A 19,280-nucleotide genomic window follows, 5' to 3' on the forward strand; every position below is an offset into this window, starting at 1 on the left:
GACTCGGCGCCATGGAGACCGCCGAGTTCCTTCAAGCGCTGGAGACGGAAGGCAGGCTGCTGGCAGCGGCCGCCGAGGAGTCCGGGACGGAGGCGAAGGTGCCGGCCTGCCCCGGGTGGCAGGTGCGCGATCTGCTGCGGCACACGGGCGCCGTGCACCGCTGGGCCGCCGCCTACGTCGCCGAGCAGGTCACCGAGCGCCGCCCGCTGGCCGAACCCACGGACCTCGACGGCGCGGAGCTCATCGCCTGGTACCGCGACAGCCACCGCCGGCTCGTGGGCACGCTGGCCGGCGCCTCGCCCGACGTGGAGTGCTTCGCCTTCCTGCCCGCGCCGTCCCCGCTGGCCTTCTGGGCCCGGCGGCAGGCGCACGAGACGGCCGTGCACCGGGTCGACGCGGAGTCCGCTCGCGGCGGCGCCCCGACGGAGGTCACCCCCGAGTTCGCGACCGACGGCGTCGACGAACTGCTGCGCGGCTTCCACGCCCGTTCGAGGAGCCGCGTACGGACCCCCGAGCCACGCGTCCTGCGGATCCGCGCCGAGGACACCGGCGCGGTGTGGACGCTGCGGCTGTCGCCGGAGCCGCCCGTGACCACGCGGGACGAGGCCGGGGAGGCGGAGTGCGAACTGTCCGCCCCGGCCGGACAGTTGTACCTGGCGCTGTGGAACCGGGCGCCCCTGCCGAGCGCCACGGGCGACCAGGCACTCGCCACGCTGTGGCGGGAGGCGTCGGCGATCTGAGCGGCCACCGACCAACGGTCAGCCGTCGGTGAGCATCCTCGCCAGCACCGCGCGCTGCACGGGAAGCACCTCGCCGTGCAGCGCGCGCCCCTTCGCCGTGAGGCAGACCTTCACGCCGCGCCGGTCCTCGGAGCACATGCCGCGCTCGACGAGGCCCTCCTTCTCCAGCCGGGCGATCAGCCGCGACAGCGCGCTCTGGCTCAGATGGACCCGCTCGGAGATCTCCTGGACGCGGTAGGACGGCATGCCCTTCGGCGTCCGGCACCCGGCGAGGACGTCGAGCACCTCGAAGTCGCTGGCGCACAGCCCGTGCCCGTGCAGCGCACGGTCGAGCTCGCACTGGGTCCGCGCGTGCAGCGCCAGAATGTCCCGCCACCGTTCCACGAGCGCCTGCTCGGCCTGCTGAGCCATGCGCGGCACCGTAACAGAGAACCGAGATTGTTGCACCTGAATTAAATGCATTTGCATCTCATGCATACGCATGTAGTGTCCGGGGTATGACCTCTCCGCTCATCTCCCCCACGTCCGAGGGGCGTTGGACGCCACGGCTCTGGGGCACCCTGCTCGTGCTCTGCGCCGCGATGTTCCTGGACGCCCTGGACGTGTCCATGGTCGGCGTCGCCCTGCCGTCCATCGGCGCCGACCTCGGCCTGTCGACCTCGGCGCTGCAATGGATCGTCAGCGGCTACATCCTGGGCTACGGCGGTCTGCTGCTGCTCGGCGGACGCGCCGCCGACCTGCTGGGCCGGCGTCAGGTCTTCCTGGTGGCCCTGGGCGTCTTCGCGCTCGCCTCGCTGCTCGGCGGGCTCGTCGACTCGGGGCCGCTGCTCATCGCCAGCCGCTTCATCAAGGGCCTGAGCGCGGCCTTCACGGCCCCCGCCGGCCTGTCGATCATCACCACGACGTTCCCCGAGGGCCCGCTGCGCAACCGCGCGCTCTCCATCTACACCACCTGCGCGGCCACCGGCTTCTCCATGGGCCTGGTGCTCTCGGGCCTGCTCACCGAGGCCAGTTGGCGCCTGACCATGCTGCTGCCCGCCCCCATCGCCCTGATCGCGCTCGTCGCCGGCCTGAAGCTGCTGCCGCGCAGCGAACCGGAGAAGGACCACAACGGCTACGACGTCCCCGGCGCCGTCCTCGGCACCGCCTCGATGCTGCTGCTGGTCTTCACTGTCGTCCAGGCACCGGAGGCCGGCTGGGCGTCGGCCCGCACCCTCCTGTCCTTCCTCGCGGTGGCCGCGCTGCTGACCGTGTTCGTCCTGGTGGAGCGGCGCTCGGCGGGACCGTTGATCCGGCTCGGCGTGCTGCGCTCCGGCAGCCAGATCCGCGCCCAGCTCGGCGCGATGGCCTTCTTCGGCTCGTATGTCGGCTTCCAGTTCCTGGCGACGCTCTACATGCAGTCGCTGCTGGGCTGGTCGGCGCTGCACACGGCGCTCGCCTTCCTGCCCGCGGGCGTGCTGGTGGCGGTGTCTTCGACGAAGGTGGGAGCGATCGTCGACCGGTTCGGCACCCAGCGGCTGATCGCGGGGGGCTTCGCGCTCATGGTCCTCGGATACGCGCTGTTCCTGCGCGTCGACCTGGACCCGGTGTACGCCGCGGTGATCCTGCCGAGCATGCTGCTGATCGGCGCCGCCTGCGCCTTGGTCTTCCCGTCGCTCAACATCCAGGCCACCAACGGCGTCGACGACCACGAGCAGGGCATGGTCTCCGGTCTGCTCAACACCTCCGTCCAGGTCGGCGGCGCGATCTTCCTCGCCGTGGTGACGGCGGTGGTGACCGCGAACTCCCCCGAGGGCCCCACCCCCTCGCCGCAGGCCGTGCTCGACAGCTACCGGCCCGGCCTGGTGGTCGTGACGCTCGTCGCCCTCGTCGGCCTGCTGATCACCCTCACGGGCCTGCGCCCCCGCCGGGACCGGCCGTCCGGGCCGCCCGTCGTGGTCGCCAAGTCCACCCCCAAGGAGGCGGAGCGCGTCGCCGTGCGCGACTAGCGCGACCCGGGGGACGCCTCCGACCGTGCGCCCGGCGGGCTGCCTTGCCCGCCGGGCGCACCCCTGTGTGACGCGCCGTATGACCAGTCACGGGGGACAGCGCAGTCAGCGTGAACGCGACGCGATCACCGTCGAGTTCGGGTACGCGCTGTGCAGTGCGGCCTTCGCCGCGGCGGTGGTGTTCGGGGCCGTGGCCGGGCCCGCGTTGCTCCTCGACCGCGCTGAAGCAGGCGAGCGCGACGGTGAAGAGCACCGGCCCGTAGGGATACCCGGCCCCCAGGTAGACCATGACGGCGGCCGCCGTGCCGAACCCCCACGGCCACCGCATACCGCTTCCGCCACAGCAGCAGCCCGCCGGCCACCAGCAGCAGCGCCCGCGCGAAGAGATCCAGCTCCGCCCGCTCGCCCTGCTGCCCGTGGGCGGCGAAGTTCGACCCGGCCAGGACGAACGCGGTCACGAGGACCGTGGACCGCCACGGCCATCGCGGCTCACGCCCCTCCCACCGGTCCCACCACGCGGGCCCGTGGCCACCACTGCGGCGAACCGCCCCGCGCACGCTGCTCGTCCATACCGGCCACGCTGGACGCCACGCTCCCGCGGCCGCGTCACCCCGGCGTGGTGATCACGCGTGCTCCCCGGGAAGTACGCCCGTTCACCGGGCCGGTGGCCTACCGGCGGGTGGGAACCAGCCCGACTTCTTTGGCGAGTTGCCCCGCCGCGTGCCGGAAGAACGTCTCCCGGTCCTCCACCACCCGGTTGAACGGGCCGAACAGCTCGAAGCCGACCAGCCCGTAGAGCTGGGCCCAGGCCGTGACGAGTGCCGTCGCGACCGCCGGGGGGAGGCCGGGGGCGAGGCCGGCGGCCATGCGTTCGGCCTCGGGGCGGAGCTCGTCCGCCGGCGGGGGCCGGGCGAGCTCCGGGTCCTGGTGGGCGTCGCGGGCGATGCCGATGAGCAGGAGCCCATCGCGGGCGGCGGCCGGGACGGTGGCGTCGGGGGCCGTGTACCCGGGGACGGGCGAGCCGTAGATCAGCGCGTACTCGTGCGGTCCAGCGCGGCCAGGGCACGCTGGGCGATCGGATACGTGCGGACGATCTCGCCCAGCGACGTCGAGCCCTGCGTGATCTCCTTGAACGCCCTCCATGCGGGGCGCAGGCCCGTCAGCGCCGCGTGGAACAGCCCGGGTCGGCGCTCGAACGCCGTGAGCAGCCGCTTGCCGACGCTCATCTCCACCCCGAGCCCGGCCTTGACCGCGAACGCGTAGTTGAGAGCCTGCCGGCGCGTGTCCACGGCGTCGTGCGCCTCGGCGATCCGCACCGCCCACTCCCCCGCCAGCCGGCCGGACCGCAACGCGAAGGAGATGCCCTCGCGGGTCCACGGCTCCAGGAGCCCCGCGGCGTCACCGCACACCAGCACCCGTCCGCGGGAGAGCGGCGAGTCGTCGGCGCGGCAGCGGGTCAAGTGCCCCGAGGAGATGCTCGGTTCGAAGCCGGCGAGGCCGAGCCGGCCGATGAACTCCTCCAAGTACCGCTTCGTGGCGGCGCCTTCGCCACGGGCCGAGATCACCCCGACCGTCAGGGTGTCGCCCTTGGGGAAGACCCAGCCGTAACTGCCGGGCATGGGGCCCCAGTCGATGAGCACCCGGCCCTTCCAGTCCTCCGCGACGGTCTCCGGCACCGGGATCTCCGCCTCCAGGCCGAGATCCACCTGGGCGAGCTTGACCCCGACGTGCGCTCCTATGCGGCTGGCGCTGCCGTCCGCCCCGACGACGGCCCGGGCGAGCACGACCTCGCCGCCCTGGAGGACCACGGCGACCGTGCGCCGGTCCGGCACCGTCGAGCCGTGCTGCTCGACCCGCTGGACCGTGACGCCCGTACGCAGCTCGGCGCCCGCCTTCTGCGCGTGCTCGACGAGTTGCTGGTCGAACTCGGGCCGGTTGATCAGCCCGAAGAGCATCTGCCTGGAACGGCGCGTGCGGGTGAAGCGCCCGTCGTTCGAGAAGGTCACCGCGTGCACCCGGTCCCTGAGCGGCAACTCGAACCCGGGCGGCAGGGCGTCGCGCGAGGGGCCGATGATGCCGCCGCCGCACGTCTTGTACCGCGGCAGCTCGGCCTTCTCCAGCAACAGCACGCGTCTGCCGGCCACTGCCGCCGCGTACGCGGCCGAAGCGCCCGCGGGTCCCGCGCCCACCACGACGACGTCCCACACCTGCCGCGCGTCGTCCGCCGAAGAGTTCTCGCTGCTCACGATGGTCTACTGCTCCCGATCAAGCCGCCTGCCGCTGTCTCCCGCATCCTACGGCGGCGGTCACCGCAGGCCCCTGTGGGAGGATCGGCGGCGTGGGTGACCCTTACACGGGGCCGCGCCCACACCACACGATCACCGCGTACCGAGAGGTACGCATCCGTACAACGTCGCACCCACGAGGAGCGTGCCCATGTCGTCGAATCCGGTCGCCGAGACCGTCGCCTCGCTGATGCCCAGGGCGAAGGAGGAGCTTGCCGAACTGGTGGCCTTCCAGTCGGTGGCGGACTTCGACCAGTTCCCCAGGAGCGAGAGCGAGGGCGCCGCCCGCTGGGTCGCGGACGCGCTCGCCGCCGAGGGTTTCCAGGACGTGGCGCTGCTCGACACCCCCGACGGCACACAGTCGGTCTACGGCTTCCTGCCCGGCCCGGAGGGCGCGAAGACCGTCCTGCTCTACGCCCACTACGACGTGCAGCCGCCGCTGGACGAGGCCGCCTGGACGACCCCGCCGTTCGAGCTGACCGAGCGGGACGGCCGCTGGTACGGGCGCGGGGCCGCCGACTGCAAGGGCGGCCTGATCATGCACCTGCTGGCGCTGCGCGCGCTCAAGGCGAACGGCGGCGTGCCCGTCCACGTGAAGGTGATCGCCGAGGGCTCCGAGGAGATGGGCACGGGCGGCCTGGAGCGGTACGCCGAGGAACACCCGGAGCTGCTGGCGGCGGACACGATCGTGATCGGCGACGCGGGCAACTTCCGGGTCGGCCTGCCGACCGTCACCTCCACCCTGCGCGGCATGACCATGGTGCGCGTCCAGGTCGACACGCTCGCGGGCAACCTCCACTCCGGCCAGTTCGGCGGTGCCGCTCCCGACGCGCTCGCCGCGCTGATCCGCGTGCTGGACTCGCTGCGTGCCGAGGACGGCTCGACGACCGTCGAGGGGCTCTCCGGTGACGCGGGCTGGGAAGGGCTCCAGTACGAGGAGGATCAGTTCCGCCGCGACGCCAAGGTGCTGGACGGCGTCGAGCTGATCGGGTCCGGGACGGTCGCCGACCGCATCTGGGCGCGGCCGGCCGTCACGGTCATCGGCATCGACTGCCCGCCGGTGGTCGGAGCCACCCCGTCCGTGCAGGCGAGCGCCCGTGCGCTGATCAACCTGCGGGTGCCGCCGGGGGTGGACGCGGGCGGGGCGACCAAGCTGCTCCAGGCGCACCTGGAGGCGCACACGCCGTGGGGTGCGCGGGTGAGCACCGAGCAGATCGGCGAGGGCCAGCCGTTTCGCGCCGACACCACCAGCCCGGCGTACCAGGCCATGGCGTCCGCGATGGCGGTCGCCTACCCGGGGCAGGAGATGCAGTACGCGGGGCAGGGCGGTTCGATCCCGCTGTGCAACACGCTGGCCGCGCTCTATCCGCGTGCGGAGATCCTGCTCATCGGGCTGAGCGAGCCGGAGGCCCAGATCCACGCGGTGAACGAGAGCGTGTCGCCCGAGGAGCTGGAGCGGCTGTCGGTGGCGGAGGCGCTGTTCCTGCGCACCTACGCGGCGAGCTGACCCCTCTGCCCGCAGGCCCTCGTCCTCGGACGGGGCCTTCCCCACGGTCGTCCCCTGGACGTCATCGAACCGTCCCCCCGCCCGCACCTGCTGCGCTTCCCGGTCGGCCGGGCCTGCCTCTGGCGCGACGACGGCGAACTCACCCTGATCGACACGGGGCCGGCCGGTTCCGGTGCCCCGATCGCCGAGGCGGTGACCGCCCTCGGCCGGCAGCCCCGGGACGTACGGCGGATCGTGCTCACCCACTTCCACGAGGACCACGCGGGCGAGTTCGCCGCGCTGAGCGGCGCCGAGGTGCTGGTCCACCGGCTCGACGCGCCGTTCGTGCGCGGGGACCTGCCGGGCCCGCCGCCGGTGTTCGAAAACTGGGAGCGGCCGCTGCACGAGCAGGCGGCGAAGCTCCTGTCCGACGGGGACTTCGCCCGGCCGCCGCGGCTCACCGAGGTGTCCGGCGGTGAGGTGCTGGACATCGGCGGCGGGGCGCGGGGCGTGCACGTCCCGGGGCACACGCCCGGCAGCATCGCGCTCCATCTCCCGGAACACGGGGTGCTGTTCACGGGTGACACGGTCGCCGCGTCACCCGTCGACGGCACGGTGATGCCGGGGGTGTTCGACCTCGACCGCCCGCAGGTCCTCACGTCCTGCCGGCGCCTGGCCGAACTGGACGCGGAGGTGGCCTGCTTCGGCCATGGAGATCCGGTGACGAGTCGGGCGGGCCGCGCGCTGCGGAACGCGGCGCACGGGTGATCCACCCGGCGGGCAACCCGCCGCCTAGTCGAGGGCCGGGTCCAGGACGATGTCCTCCTCGCGGGCGGTGACGGACGGATCCTCGGGGAAGTGGCAGGCGGTCAGGTGACCCGAGGGGCTGCCCTCGACGCGCACGAGTCGCGGTTCCTCCAGGGCGCACTTCTCCTGTGCCTTCCAGCAGCGGGTGCGGAAGCGGCAGCCGGAGGGCGGGTCGATCGGGGAGGGCACGTCGCCGGCGAGCCGGATGCGTTCGCGCCGGTCGACGGCGTCCGGGTCGGCCTCGGGCACGGCGGACAGCAGCGCGTGCGTGTAGGGGTGCCGGGGCCCGGTGTACAGCGACTCCCGCTCGGCGACCTCGACGATCTTGCCGAGGTACATCACGGCGACCCGTTCGGAGAAGTGCCGTACGACGGCGAGGTCGTGGGCGATGAAGACGAACGCGATGCCGAACTCCCGCTGGAGGTCCTGGAGCAGGTTGACGACCTGCGCCTGGATGGAGACGTCCAGCGCGGAGACGGGTTCGTCGGCCACGATCAGCTTGGGCCGCAGGGCCAGGGCGCGGGCGATGCCGATGCGCTGGCGCTGCCCGCCGGAGAACTCGTTCGGATAGCGGTTGTAGTGCTCGGGGTTGAGCCCGACCGTCTCCAGGAGTTCCTGGGCGCGCCTCTTGTGGCCCTGGGGCGGGTTGATGCCGTTGAGCCGCATCGGCGTCTCGATGATGGTGCCGACGGTGTGCCGGGGGTTCAGCGAGGAGTACGGGTCCTGGAAGATCATCTGGAGGCTGCGACGGGCCTGGCGCATCCGCCCGGGCGGCTGGTGCGTGATGTCCTCGCCGTCGAAGACGACGCGGCCGCCGGTGGGTTCGAGCAGCCGGGTGATCAGGCGGCCCGTGGTCGACTTGCCGCAGCCGGACTCGCCGACCAGGCCCAGCGACTCGCCGGGCCCGACCGAGAAGTCGATGCCGTCGACGGCCCGGACGGCTCCGATCTGGCGCTGGAAGATGATGCCCTGCCGGAGGGGGAAGTGCTTCTGCAGACCGCGCACCTCCAGGAGGTTCTCGCCGGCTGCGCGGTCGCTGCTCTGCCCGGTGAGGGGCTCGGTGGTGGTGCTCACGGCATGGTTCCTTTCGTCCGCCGCCGTCACTGCGCGGCCCGTGCGACAGCGGTGCCCCGGTCGTTGGGACCGGCCCCGACGCGGATCTCCTGTTTGGCGTCGTCGCTGAGATGGCACGCGGCGAGGTGCCGTTCGCTGCCGGAGACGAGGCGCAGCTCGGGCCGCTCCGCCGTGCAACGGCCCTCCGGCACCCAGCCCTTGTAGGCGCAGCGGGGGTGGAAGGAGCAGCCGTCCGGCAGGTTGATCAGGCTCGGCGGGGTGCCGGGGATCGGGTTGAGCCGCTCGCCGACGTCGCCGCTGAGGTGCGGCATCGACTGCAACAGGCCCCAGGTGTAGGGGTGCTGGGGCTGCTTGAGCACGTCGCGGGTGGCGCCGTACTCGATGCGGCGGCCGCCGTACATCACCAGGATGTCGTCGGCGACGTCGGAGACCACGCCGAGGTCGTGCGTGATGATGACGACGGCCGAGCCGAACTCCTCCTGGAGGTCGCGGATCAGGTCCAGGATCTGCGCCTGGACGGTGACGTCCAGGGCGGTGGTGGGCTCGTCGGCGATCAGCAGCTCCGGGTCGCACACCAGGGACATGGCGATCATGGCGCGCTGGCGCATGCCGCCGGAGAACTGGTGCGGGTAGTCCCTGACCCTGCGCTCGGGCTGCGGGATGCCGACCCTCTTCAGCATCTCCACCGCGCGGTCCCTGGCCTCCTTCTTGGAGACCTTGTGGTGCACCCGGTAGGCCTCGGCGATCTGGGAGCCGACGGTGAAGAAGGGGTGCAGCGCGGAGAGCGGGTCCTGGAAGATCATGGAGACCGTGCGGCCGCGCAGGGCGCGCATCCCGGCTTCGGGCAGGGCGACGAGTTCCCGGCCGTCCAGCCAGATCTCGCCGGACACCTGGGCGCGGGTGCCCTTGTGCAGTCCGAGCAGGGCCAGTGAGGTCACCGACTTGCCGGAGCCGGACTCGCCGACGATGCCGAGGGTCCTGCCCTTCTCCAGGGTGAAGGAGACGCCGTCGACGGACTTGACGAGGCCGTCCTCGGTCGGGAAGTGCACCTTCAGGTCGCGTACGTCGAGGAAGGGTGCGGGCGCGGGTGCGACGTCCGCGCGCTGCGGTGAGGTCGATACGGACACGGGTGTTCCTAAGGACGAAGAAGGGCTCAGGCGAGGCGCACGCGCGGGTCGACGAGGCCGTACACCAGGTCGACGACGACGTTGGCGATGACGACGAACGTCGCGGCGAAGAGCGTGGTGCCGAGGATGACCGGCAGGTCGGAGTTCTGGACGGAGTCGACCGCGAGTTTGCCGATGCCGTTGATGCCGAACACCGACTCGGTGATGACCGCGGAGCCGCCGATCAGAGAGCCGACGTCCATGCCGAAGATGGTGATGATCGGGGTGATGGCGGCCCGCAGTCCGTGCTTGAGGACGACGGTGGCGGCCGGCAGGCCCTTGGCGCGGGCGGTGCGCATGTAGTCCTCGGCGAGGACCTCCAGCATGGAGGAGCGGGTGAGCCGGGTGTACATCGCGAGGTAGACGATGACCAGGGTGGTCCACGGCAGGATCAGCCCCTGGAACCAGCCGGCCGGGTCCTCGGTGATCGGCGTGTAGCCGGAGGTCGGCAGGATCTGGAACGTGTCGACGAAGAGGTAGAGCAGGAGCAGACCGATGAAGTAGATCTGCACCGACACGCCGAACAGGGCGACTCCGACCGCCGCCTTGTCGGCGGCCCTGCCCCGGCGTACCGCGGCGACGGTGCCGAGGCCGACGCCCAGGACCAGGAAGGCCACCGCGGCACCGAGGCCGAGGGAGAGATCGGCCGGGAAGTCCGACAGGAGGGTGGTCAGGACGGGGGTGTCGGTCTGGAAGGAGACGCCGAGGCAGGGCGCGCCGCAGTGGATGCGGACGCTCTGGTCACCGAAGACACGGCCGGCGAACAGCCCCTTGAGGAACTCCCAGTACTGCGTGAGGTAGCTCCGGTCCAGGCCCAGCGAGTGCTTGATCTCCGCGAGGCGCGAGGGCGAGCAGGTCTTTCCGCAGGCCAGGAGTGCGGGGTCGGAAGGCAGCGCGAAGAAGATGAAGAAGGTGATCGTGGTGATCACCAGCATGATCACGGCCGCTGCCAGCAGGCGTCTGATGAGGTAACGAAACATGGGGTGCCGGGACCTGACGTGAGTGGGATGCCCGCCGGCGGCCGGGGCCGCCGGCGGGGTGCGGTGGAGACGGTTCCGTCAGTGCTTGATGTAGACGTGGACCAGGCTCGGCTCGGCCAGGATCGTGTCGGAGATGACCCCGCCGACCTTGGAGCCGGACATGTCGCTGAAGTTCATGTACATCAGCGGAACCACGGCGGCGTCGTTGAGGATCTGCTCGTCCATCTGCCCGTAGGCGGCGTTGCGCCGGGCGACGTCGGTCATCTTGGCGGCCTTGTCGATCAGGGCATTGACCTTCGAGTCGTTCAGGTAGGAGAGGTCCTGGTTCGACTGCGGGTTCTTCCTGATCAGCCGGCCGTCGAAGAGGGTGGGCAGCACCGTGGAGGCGTTGGGCCAGTCGGCGATCCAGTCGCCCCAGGTCAGGTCGTACTGGTTCTTCGTGTTGTTGATGGTGCTGAAGTAGTTCGACGCGTCGATCGGGGAGATGTTGACGTGGATGCCGATGTGCTCCAGCGAGGTCTTCACGGCGTCGGCGAAGTGCTCCTCGGTGGGGGTGTTCTCCACGGCGATCGACATCGTGGGCTTCGGGTTGCCCGCCTGCTTCATCAGCTCCTTGGCCTTGGCGAGGTTCCCCGCGGGGCTGGCGCTGTACAGGTTGAACTTCCGGTAGCCGCCGATGCCGGGGCTCAGCATGGTGGTGGCGTAGTTGCCGTAGGCGGAGCCGCCGAAGGCACCGCGCACGGTGGTCTTGTCGATGGCGTACTCGATCGCCTCGCGGACGCGGATGTCCTTGACGCGGGATGTGTTGATGGCGAGGTAGTTGATGCCCGGCGCGGGGATCTTGTAGTAACGGCTCTTCAGGGACGGGTCGCCCGCGAGCTGCGCCAGGTCGGATCCGGCGATGGGCCACTGCTGGATCGAGGTCTGGGCGGTGCCGGCGTCGGCCTTGATCTGCTGGTCGATGGCGGACTCGTCCTGGCCGAACTTCACGTCGATGCCGTCGACGTTCTGCTGCCGGATCGGGTCGGTGGCCTGGGACCAGTGCGTGTTCCGGGCGAGGACGAGTTCCTTGTTCTTGGTATACGACTTGATCATGTACGGGCCGTCGGAGAAGACCTTGGTGTCGTAGGTCGAGCCGGTGTCATGGGCCTTGGGCACGGCGGACCAGCCGGACATCGTGGTGGTCTCGTTGAAGTCGGCCACCGGCTGCGTCAGATGGAAGACGATCGTGTACTTGTCCGGCGTCCTGATGGAGTCGAGTTGCTTGCCCTGGTAGGGACCCTTGTAGTCGGAGCCGCCGACGAGCCACTGGGCCGCGTAGGGCGGACCGCCGTTGATGTCGGAGGAGAAGCCCCGCTCCACGCCGTACTTGACGTCCTGCGCGGTGACCTCGGTGCCGTCCTGGTACTCGACGCCGTGCCTGAGGTGGAAGGTCCAGACGGTGGCGCCCTTGCTCGGCGTCCCGGTGTCGGTGGCCAGGTCACCGACCAGCTTCGGCTTCGAGCCGCTCTCGTCCCAGCCGGTCAGGGTTCGGATGATCTCCTGGTCCATGCTCTGGCCCTCGGTCGTGTAGACGCGCTGGGGGTCCAGGTGGTCGAAGTCGGCCTTGTTCAGGACGGTGAGGGTGCCGCCCTTGCCGGGGGTGCCGCTGCCGCTGTCGCTGGAGGACCCTCCGCATGCGGTGGCTCCGAGGGCGATCACCACGGCGGTTGCCGCGAGAGCGACCGTACGGGATCTGCGCGTTCTGCGCGTCATGGGGGAAACTCCGTTCTTGCTACGGGCTCGGCGGCCGTTCGTGGGACCGCCGGGCCGAAATCTCGGGGGGTGGCTCGTCAGCCGCGCCGGGCTCGGGGGTCCAGGGCGTCCCGGACGCCGTCCCCGAGCAGGTTGAGCGCCAGGACCAGGAGGAGGAGCAGGACGCCCGGCACGAAGAGGTACATCGGGTCCTGGAGGAAGAACTGGGAGGCGTCCGACAGCACGGCTCCCCAGTCGGGGTTGGGCGGGATGACACCGACGCCCAGGTACGACAGCGCCGCCTCGGTGGTGATGTTCTGCGGGACGGCGAGCGCGAAGGAGATCAGGATCGGCGCCCACAGGTTGGGCAGCAGCTGGCGGAAGAGGATGTGCCGGCGGCCGGCGCTCATCAGCCGCGCGGCGTCGACGAACTCCCGTTCGCGCAGGGACAGTACCTGCCCGCGCACCAGCCGGGCGGTGTACGCCCAGGCGAAGACCGCGATGTTGAGGACCAGGACGAGCAGCCGGAGGTTCTCGTCGGTGCCGCCGTGGGTGTTGGTCTGGAGCGCGTTCTGGATCACCGGGGTGAGCGCGATGATGAACAGCAGCTGGGGGAACGCCAGCATCACGTCCATGATCCGGGACAGCAGGGAATCGACCCAGCCGCCGAAATAGCCGGCGGCGAGCCCGGCCACGACTCCGACCGCGGTGGACAGTACGGCCGAGGCGAATCCGACGTAGAGGGAGGTGCGCAGGCCGTAGACGATGCGGGCGAACAGGTCGTAGCCGGTGCCCGGTTCGACGCCGAGCAGGTGCTCGGCGCTGATACCGCCCAGCGACCCGTAGGGGAAATTGCCCGTGTCCGGATTGATCGCCTTGTTGTCGGGGGTGATCGGTCCCCAGCCGGTCACCGCGGTGAGGACCGGCGCGAGGAGCGCGATCGTGATGAACAGGAGGGTGGCCGCCAGAGCGGCCGTGGTGACCTTGTCCCGCCTGATCCGCCGCCAGGCCATCCGGGCCGGTGAGCGGCCGGCGACAACCGTGCCGCCGGGTCTGGAGTCCTGCGTCGACGGCTCGGTCAGCAGCGCGGTGCCGCCGCCGGTGTCGACCGGCTGGTGTTGCGTGGTCATCGTACGGACATCCCGGATCTGCCCCTGGGGCAAGGAAATTGGGTGGCGGTCGTTGCTTCCGCCATGAGACTCTGCGGACTTTCGCAACGGCGTGCGAGTCCGGTCAAGCCGCGCAGGGGCGAGAAAAGAGATTGTTTGCCGACATGGAAAACTGTTGACGAGAGCGGGGAATGCGATTACCCGCCGCGTGAAGGTTCGCGGGAGATTCCTTGGGCAGCGATTGGCCGTGACCCGGGCGCCGTTTTCTTTTGCCCTTCCCTCGGAATATCCCGCGCCGGGTAAAGGGCGCGTGCGGCGGGCCCGGTGTCAGCCGACCGGCACCCCGGCCTCCAGATAGAGCGCCGCTCCGCGTTCGCGGGCCCGCAGGGCCCAGCGCAGCCGCTCGTAGCGCACCGGGGGCAGCAGGTCGGCGGCCTCCTGCTCGGTGACGAACCGCCAGGCGCGCAGCTCCGGGCCGGGCAGCAGCAGCCTGCCCGCCTCGGCGGAGTGCAGGAGGCCGCCGTCGAAGAGGAGCCGCAGTCCGCCGAACCCGGGGGGTGCGGGGCGCTCCCAGTCGACCACGAGCAGGCTCGGCACCTCGTCGAGGCTGATGCCGGTCTCCTCGGCGACCTCACGGATCCCGGCGCGCGCGGGGGCCTCACCGGGTTCGACGACGCCACCGGGAAACTCCCAGCCGGCCTTGTACGTCGGGTCGACGAGCAGCACCCGGTCCTGCTCGTCGAAGAGGAGCACTCCGGCGGCGACGGTCTCTGCGGTGGGCTCGGGCGTCTGCACGATGTCGCAGACGGGCACGGCACCGCCGGTGACGGCCTCGGCGATCTTGACGGCCGTCTCGTACGGCGTGAGGTCGCTGGTGTCGACGGGGTGGGCGTCGGCGGTGAGCCAGGAGGCGAGAGCGGCCCGGTACGGCTCGATGTGGTCGAAGGACCACTGGCGTATTCGCATGTCGCCGTCGGGAAGGTCGCGCGGTACCTCACGGCCCGCTATGCGCTCCCGCAGTATCGTTTCGGCCGGAGCGAGCAGGATGTGGCTGACCGGGATCCTGCGCGCGGCCAGGCCGCCGAAGATCTCGTCGCGGTACTCCTGGCGCAGCAGGGTCATGGGGACGACGAGGGTCCCGTCGAGCTCGGCGACCATCGCGGCCGCCGTGTCGATCACGAGCCGTCGCCAGATCGGCAGGTCCTGGAAGTCGCCGACCTCGGCGAGGCGTTTCGGCGGCAGCAGGTGGGCGAGCGCGCCGCCGATGACCTCCGGGTCGAAGAGCGTGCTGTTCGGGATCAGTTCGATCAGTTCCCGTGCGGTGGTGGTCTTCCCCGCACCGAACGCGCCGTTGATCCAGACGACGGTCACAGGTCCCCCTCTTCTGTTGGCCCCCTGAGGCTTGCCCGCTCCACCCTGCCACGGAAACCAGCCGCAGTTGAGGGCGCATGACGACGGCGCCGGCGCCCCCTCACGCGGGAGCGCCGGCGCCGTGGCTGCGGGGCCGTGCGGCTCGTCAGCCCTTCTTCTTCGCCTGGGCGCCGTCCTCCCGGTCCAGGGACAGGCTGTCCTCGGCGACGGTCTCGTCGAGGGTCTTGAGGGTTTCGTCGACGCTGAGGGTGCCGAGGCCGTCCCCGAGGGCATGGGACGGAGTGACCGCCGCGACGACGAAGCCGGTGGCGAGGGAGGCGATGGCGAGCATGCTGCGCTTCTTCATGCCCGACTCAACTGCCGGACCCGCCCCGGGGTCACGCGGCCGCGTGCGACCGGGCGATGCGGCGCTACGCGGAGTCGCCGTCCCGACCGGCCGTCCACGCTCCGGGGCCGCCGCCGCGCCACTCGATCAGGCCCGTGGCCGCCACGTACGCCGCGTCCGCGTCCTCGATCCCGGCTCGCCGCAGGAACTCGGCGATGTCGAGCGGCCCGTAGGCGATGCCGAGGAACTGGTCGTCCACACGGACCCGTCGTCCGCCGTCCGCGGCGGGCGGGTAGACCACGACGGGTTTCACGGACGCCATGGCACCAGGGTGCGCGGGGACGGCGCCGGGCGCGCGCCGGGGTGGTCCGTTCAGCCCGCCTTGCGCGTCGGCCGGAACTCGTGGACGTCGGCGGTGAGGGTGCCGTCCTGCTGCTCGTAGTGCGACAGGGCGAGGCCGAGACCGAAGAAGGTGGGTGCCCACTCACCGACGAAGATGCCCCAGCGGTCGGCACGGGCGACGCCGGTGCCCGCTTCCATCTTCCTGGAGCCCATCCAGGCGACGACGCTGAGGCCGATGGAGGCCAGACCGGCCATGTAGGCGTGCTCGCTGCGTACACCCATCTCGTGCATCTTCTTGATGATCATCAGCGGCTCCGTTCCGTGGGGGGGGTTCAGGAGACGGAGTGCCCTCACCGGATGCCGATATTCGTCAGATTTGCCCTCAATATCCGACATGGCGACTTTCAGGCCGTGCGGCGGGCCCCGGAGCACGCCGGGCGGCTCGCCTCACGGCCGTACGGACATCCCTCAGGCGCCCACGTAGGCCGCCAGGTGCTCGCCGGTCAGCGTGGAGCGGGCCTCGACGAGGTCGGCCGGGGTGCCCTCGAAGACGATCCGGCCGCCGTCGTGACCCGCACCGGGGCCGAGGTCGACGAGCCAGTCGGCGTGTGCCATGACCGCTTGGTGGTGCTCGATCACGATGACCGACTTGCCGGAGTCGACGAGCCGGTCGAGCAGGCCGAGCAGCTGCTCCACGTCCGCCAGGTGCAGACCGGTGGTCGGCTCGTCGAGGACGTAGACGCCGCCCTTGTCGCCCATGTGCGTGGCCAGCTTGAGGCGCTGCCGCTCGCCGCCGGACAACGTCGTGAGCGGCTGGCCGAGGGTGAGGTAGCCGAGCCCGACGTCCGCGAGCCGCTCAAGGATCTTGTGGGCGGCCGGGGTGCGGGCCTCGCCACTGCCGAAGAACTCCTCGGCCTCGGCCACCGGCATCGCCAGCACCTCGCTGATGTCGCGGCCGCCGAGTCGGTACTCCAGCACCGACGCCTCGAACCGCCTGCCCTCGCACTCCTCGCAGGGGGTGGCGACGCTCTGCATGATCGCCAGGTCGGTGTAGATGACACCGGCGCCGTTGCAGGTGGGGCAGGCGCCCTCGGAGTTGGCGCTGAACAGCGCCGGCTTGACCCCGCTGGCCTTGGCGAAGGCCTTGCGGATCGGGTCGGCCAGACCGGTGTAGGTCGCCGGGTTGCTGCGCCGGGAGCCGCGGATCGGGGTCTGGTCGATCGCGACGACGCCCTCTTCGGTGGGGATCGAGCCGTGCACCAGCGAGCTCTTGCCGGAGCCCGCGACACCGGTGACGACGGTGAGGACGCCGAGCGGAATGTCGACGTCGACGCCCTGGAGGTTGTTCGCCGAGGCGCCCCGGATCTCCAGCGCGCCGGTGGGCTTGCGGACCGTCGCCTTGATCTTGGCGCGGTCGTCGAGGTGACGGCCGGTGACGGTGCCGCTGCCCCGCAGCCCTTCCAGGGTGCCTTCGAAGCAGACGGTGCCGCCCGCCGTGCCGGCGCCGGGGCCGAGGTCCACGACGTGGTCCGCGATGGCGATCGTCTCGGGCTTGTGCTCCACGACCAGCACGGTGTTGCCCTTGTCGCGCAGGCGCAGCAGCAGGTTGTTCATCCGCTGGATGTCATGGGGGTGCAGGCCGATGGACGGCTCGTCGAAGACGTACGTGACGTCCGTGAGCGAGGAGCCGAGGTGGCGGATCATCTTGGTGCGCTGCGCCTCGCCGCCGGAGAGCGTGCCCGAGGCCCGGTCGAGGGAGAGGTAGCCGAGGCCGATCTCCACGAACGATTCCAGGGTGTGCCGGAGCTTGGTGAGCAGCGGCGTCACCGACGGCTCGTCGAGTCCCCGGACCCACTCCGCGAGGTCCCGGATCTCCATCGCGCAGGCGTCGGCGATGTTCACCTGGCCGATCCTCGAGGAGCGGGCGAGCTCGCTGAGCCGGGTGCCGTGGCAGTCGGGGCACCGGGTGAAGGTGACCGCCCGGTCCACGAAGGCCCGGATGTGCGGCTGCATCGACTCGCGGTCCTTGGAGAGGAAGCTCTTCTGGAGCTTGGGGATCAGCCCCTCGTAGGTGAGGTTGACCCCGTTGATCTTCACCTTGACCGGCTCGCGGTACAGGAAGTCGTGCCGCTCCTTCTTGGTGTACTCGCGGATCGGCTTCTCCTTGTCGAAGAAGCCCGACTCGGCGATGACCCGTACCACCCAGCCGTCACCGGTGTAGGTGGGGATGGTGAACGGGTCCTCGGACAGCGACTTGGAGTCGTCGTAGAGCTGGGTGAGGTCGATGTCGGAGACCGTGCCCCGGCCCTCGCAGTGCGTGCACATGCCGCCGGTGCGGCTGAAGGACACCTTCTCGGTCCTGGTCTTGTCGGCACCGCGGTCCACGGTGAATCCGCCGCTCGCCGAGACCGAGGCGGTGTTGAAGGAGAAGGCGCCGGGCGGGCCGATGTGGGGTGTGCCGAGCCGGCTGAAGAGGATCCGCAGCATCGCGTTGGCGTCGGTGGCGGTGCCGACGGTGGAGCGGGGGTCGGAACCCATGCGCTGCTGGTCGACGGCGATCGCGGTCGTCAGCCCGTCCAGCACGTCGACCTCGGGACGGGCCAGGTTCGGCATGAACCCCTGCAGGAAGGCGCTGTAGGTCTCGTTGATCAGCCGCTGCGACTCCGCCGCGATCGTGTCGAACACCAGCGAGCTCTTGCCCGAACCGGAGACGCCGGTGAACACCGTGAGCCGGCGCTTGGGGATCTCGATGCTGACGTCCCTGAGGTTGTTCTCGCGCGCGCCGTGCACGCGGATCACGTCATGGCTGTCGGCAACGTGCGGCCCGGGCGACTGTCCGTCCGTCGTCGTGGCCTTGCTCATGGTGTCTCCATCTGTCGGGCGGGGCTGCCGCGCTCGGACGATCTCGTTCCCCCGCGCCGCTCCCGAGGGGCGGCGCGGAGGGAGGTGCGGTGCGGGGGGCTGTTACGACGCCTTGAGCTGCTGGATGCGGACCATGTTGCCCGCGGGGTCGCGGAAGGCGCAGTCGCGGACGCCGTAGGGCTGGTCCACCGGCTCCTGGACCACCTCGGCGTCGCCCGCCTGCACCCGCTCGAAGGTGCCGTCGACGTCGCTGGTGGCCAGGACGATGCTGGCGTAGGTGCCCTTGGCCATCATCTCGGCGATGGTGCGGCGCTCGTCCTCGGTGACGCCGGGGTCGGCGGCCGGCGGGTGCAGCACGATGTTCGTGCCGGGCTGGCCGACGGGGCCGACGGTGATCCAGCGCATGCCTTCGTATCCGACGTCGTTTCTGACCTCGAAGCCGAGGGTGTCGCGGTAGAACGCCAGGGCGGCGTCCGGGTCGTCGTGCGGAAGGAAGCTGGCGTGAATGTGAAGGTCCATGGCCCTCACGCTAGGTTCGGCTCGCGGCGGGCGCTTCTCGATTCCTGACCGGTCTGGTCACCTGCTTCGCCACGCACGACGGAATGCCCGCCGTCGCGCGCGCCGCCTCACGCCGGTAGGCACCGGGCGGCATGCCGACCAGCTCGGTGAAACGGGTGCTGAACGTGCCCAGGGACGCGCAGCCGACCTCGAAGCAGACCTCGGTGACACTGAGGTCGCCCCGGCGCAGCAGCGCCATCGCGCGCTCGATACGCCGCGTCATCAGGTAGCTGTACGGAGACTCGCCGTACGCCTGCCGGAACCCGCGACTGAGGTGCCCGGCCGACATGTGCACGCCCCGGGCGAGGGCCTCTACGTCGAGGGGCTTCGCGTACTCCCGGTCGATCCGGTCCTTGACGCGGCGCAGTCGGGCGAGGTCATGCAGGTGCTGCGCCGAGGCGGGTCTGCTGCTCACAAGCGCGATCGTGCCACATCGCACGCACATGCGGTCGA

Annotated in this window: 18 protein-coding genes and 3 pseudogenes; 5 read left to right on the top strand and 16 right to left on the bottom strand. The window is 70.9% G+C overall.

The window, feature by feature from the left end; all coding sequences use genetic code 11:
• Window positions 1–11 precede the first annotated feature (11 nt).
• Window positions 12–740 carry a maleylpyruvate isomerase family mycothiol-dependent enzyme gene (locus HDC93_RS17765; protein ID WP_185011882.1) on the top strand — a complete coding sequence of 243 codons (729 nt, stop codon included), beginning with the start codon at window positions 12–14 and terminating at the stop codon, window positions 738–740.
• Between the two features lie 18 nt (window positions 741–758).
• On the opposite strand, the gene HDC93_RS17770 is transcribed toward HDC93_RS17765, so the two are convergent.
• Window positions 759–1,151 (bottom strand): MarR family winged helix-turn-helix transcriptional regulator, encoded by a 393-nt coding sequence (locus tag HDC93_RS17770; RefSeq protein ID WP_185011883.1) that lies wholly within the window; start codon window positions 1,149–1,151, stop codon window positions 759–761.
• 86 nt (window positions 1,152–1,237) lie between these two features.
• On the opposite strand from HDC93_RS17770, the gene HDC93_RS17775 reads away from it, so the two are divergent.
• Window positions 1,238–2,728 (top strand): MFS transporter, encoded by a 1,491-nt coding sequence (locus HDC93_RS17775; protein ID WP_185011884.1) that lies wholly within the window; start codon window positions 1,238–1,240, stop codon window positions 2,726–2,728.
• 79 nt (window positions 2,729–2,807) lie between these two features.
• A pseudogene (locus HDC93_RS37845) lies at window positions 2,808–2,942 on the top strand (DUF6332 family protein); the annotation flags it as partial.
• On the opposite strand, the pseudogene HDC93_RS38450 reads toward HDC93_RS37845, so the two are convergent.
• The 3 genes and pseudogenes from HDC93_RS38450 to HDC93_RS17785 form a co-directional block, all read right to left on the bottom strand.
• Window positions 2,943–3,298: pseudogene (locus HDC93_RS38450) on the bottom strand (sensor histidine kinase); the annotation flags it as partial.
• Window positions 3,299–3,397: 99 nt separating this feature from the next.
• A pseudogene (locus HDC93_RS17780) lies at window positions 3,398–3,781 on the bottom strand (TetR-like C-terminal domain-containing protein); the annotation flags it as partial.
• Entirely contained in the window at window positions 3,757–4,974 is a 1,218-nt protein-coding gene (locus HDC93_RS17785; protein ID WP_185011886.1) for a geranylgeranyl reductase family protein, read from the bottom strand. The pseudogene HDC93_RS17780 and the gene HDC93_RS17785, both read right to left, overlap by 25 nt.
• Before the next feature lie 190 nt (window positions 4,975–5,164).
• Here HDC93_RS17785 and HDC93_RS17790 point away from each other — a divergent pair, with 190 nt between their 5' ends.
• A complete protein-coding gene (locus HDC93_RS17790; protein ID WP_185011887.1) occupies window positions 5,165–6,520 on the top strand; it encodes a dipeptidase in 1,356 nt (451 codons plus the stop codon).
• Between the two features lie 54 nt (window positions 6,521–6,574).
• Complete coding sequence (locus HDC93_RS17795) at window positions 6,575–7,267, top strand: MBL fold metallo-hydrolase (protein WP_185011999.1); 693 nt, start codon at window positions 6,575–6,577, stop codon at window positions 7,265–7,267.
• Window positions 7,268–7,291: 24 nt separating this feature from the next.
• Here HDC93_RS17795 and HDC93_RS17800 read toward each other — a convergent pair whose 3' ends face one another.
• The 12 genes from HDC93_RS17800 to HDC93_RS17855 all read right to left on the bottom strand — a co-directional run bounded on the left by HDC93_RS17800 (window position 7,292) and on the right by HDC93_RS17855 (window position 19,272).
• Window positions 7,292–8,380 (bottom strand): ABC transporter ATP-binding protein, encoded by a 1,089-nt coding sequence (locus tag HDC93_RS17800; RefSeq protein WP_185011888.1) that lies wholly within the window; start codon window positions 8,378–8,380, stop codon window positions 7,292–7,294.
• Between the two features lie 26 nt (window positions 8,381–8,406).
• Window positions 8,407–9,507: an ABC transporter ATP-binding protein gene (locus tag HDC93_RS17805; protein ID WP_185011889.1), complete on the bottom strand. Its 1,101-nt coding sequence runs from the start codon at window positions 9,505–9,507 to the stop codon at window positions 8,407–8,409.
• Window positions 9,508–9,533: 26 nt separating this feature from the next.
• On the bottom strand, window positions 9,534–10,526 hold the full coding sequence (locus HDC93_RS17810; protein WP_185011890.1) for an ABC transporter permease: 993 nt from the start codon (window positions 10,524–10,526) through the stop codon (window positions 9,534–9,536).
• Between the two features lie 78 nt (window positions 10,527–10,604).
• A complete protein-coding gene (locus HDC93_RS17815) occupies window positions 10,605–12,281 on the bottom strand; it encodes an ABC transporter substrate-binding protein (RefSeq protein ID WP_185011891.1) in 1,677 nt (558 codons plus the stop codon).
• Between the two features lie 77 nt (window positions 12,282–12,358).
• Window positions 12,359–13,390 carry an ABC transporter permease gene (locus HDC93_RS17820; protein WP_185011892.1) on the bottom strand — a complete coding sequence of 344 codons (1,032 nt, stop codon included), beginning with the start codon at window positions 13,388–13,390 and terminating at the stop codon, window positions 12,359–12,361.
• 306 nt (window positions 13,391–13,696) lie between these two features.
• The gene (locus HDC93_RS17825; protein WP_185011893.1) at window positions 13,697–14,740 is read right to left on the bottom strand and encodes an NUDIX hydrolase; all 1,044 of its coding nucleotides are present in this window, start codon (window positions 14,738–14,740) and stop codon (window positions 13,697–13,699) included.
• Between the two features lie 145 nt (window positions 14,741–14,885).
• Window positions 14,886–15,086 carry a hypothetical protein gene (locus HDC93_RS17830; protein WP_185011894.1) on the bottom strand — a complete coding sequence of 67 codons (201 nt, stop codon included), beginning with the start codon at window positions 15,084–15,086 and terminating at the stop codon, window positions 14,886–14,888.
• Between the two features lie 64 nt (window positions 15,087–15,150).
• Entirely contained in the window at window positions 15,151–15,387 is a 237-nt protein-coding gene (locus HDC93_RS17835) for a hypothetical protein (RefSeq protein ID WP_185011895.1), read from the bottom strand.
• Window positions 15,388–15,437: 50 nt separating this feature from the next.
• A complete protein-coding gene (locus HDC93_RS17840; protein WP_185011896.1) occupies window positions 15,438–15,713 on the bottom strand; it encodes a hypothetical protein in 276 nt (91 codons plus the stop codon).
• Between the two features lie 162 nt (window positions 15,714–15,875).
• Entirely contained in the window at window positions 15,876–18,269 is a 2,394-nt protein-coding gene (locus HDC93_RS17845) for an excinuclease ABC subunit UvrA (RefSeq protein WP_185011897.1), read from the bottom strand.
• A 102-nt stretch (window positions 18,270–18,371) separates the two neighbouring features.
• Window positions 18,372–18,788, bottom strand: coding sequence for a VOC family protein (locus HDC93_RS17850; protein WP_185011898.1), 417 nt, complete (start codon window positions 18,786–18,788; stop codon window positions 18,372–18,374).
• 10 nt (window positions 18,789–18,798) lie between these two features.
• On the bottom strand, window positions 18,799–19,272 hold the full coding sequence (locus HDC93_RS17855) for a helix-turn-helix transcriptional regulator (protein ID WP_185011899.1): 474 nt from the start codon (window positions 19,270–19,272) through the stop codon (window positions 18,799–18,801).
• Between the last annotated feature and the right edge of the window lie 8 nt (window positions 19,273–19,280).

The sequence above is a fragment of the Streptomyces sp. AK010 genome, from assembly GCF_014207295.1.
GTDB classification, from domain to species: domain Bacteria; phylum Actinomycetota; class Actinomycetes; order Streptomycetales; family Streptomycetaceae; genus Streptomyces; species Streptomyces massasporeus.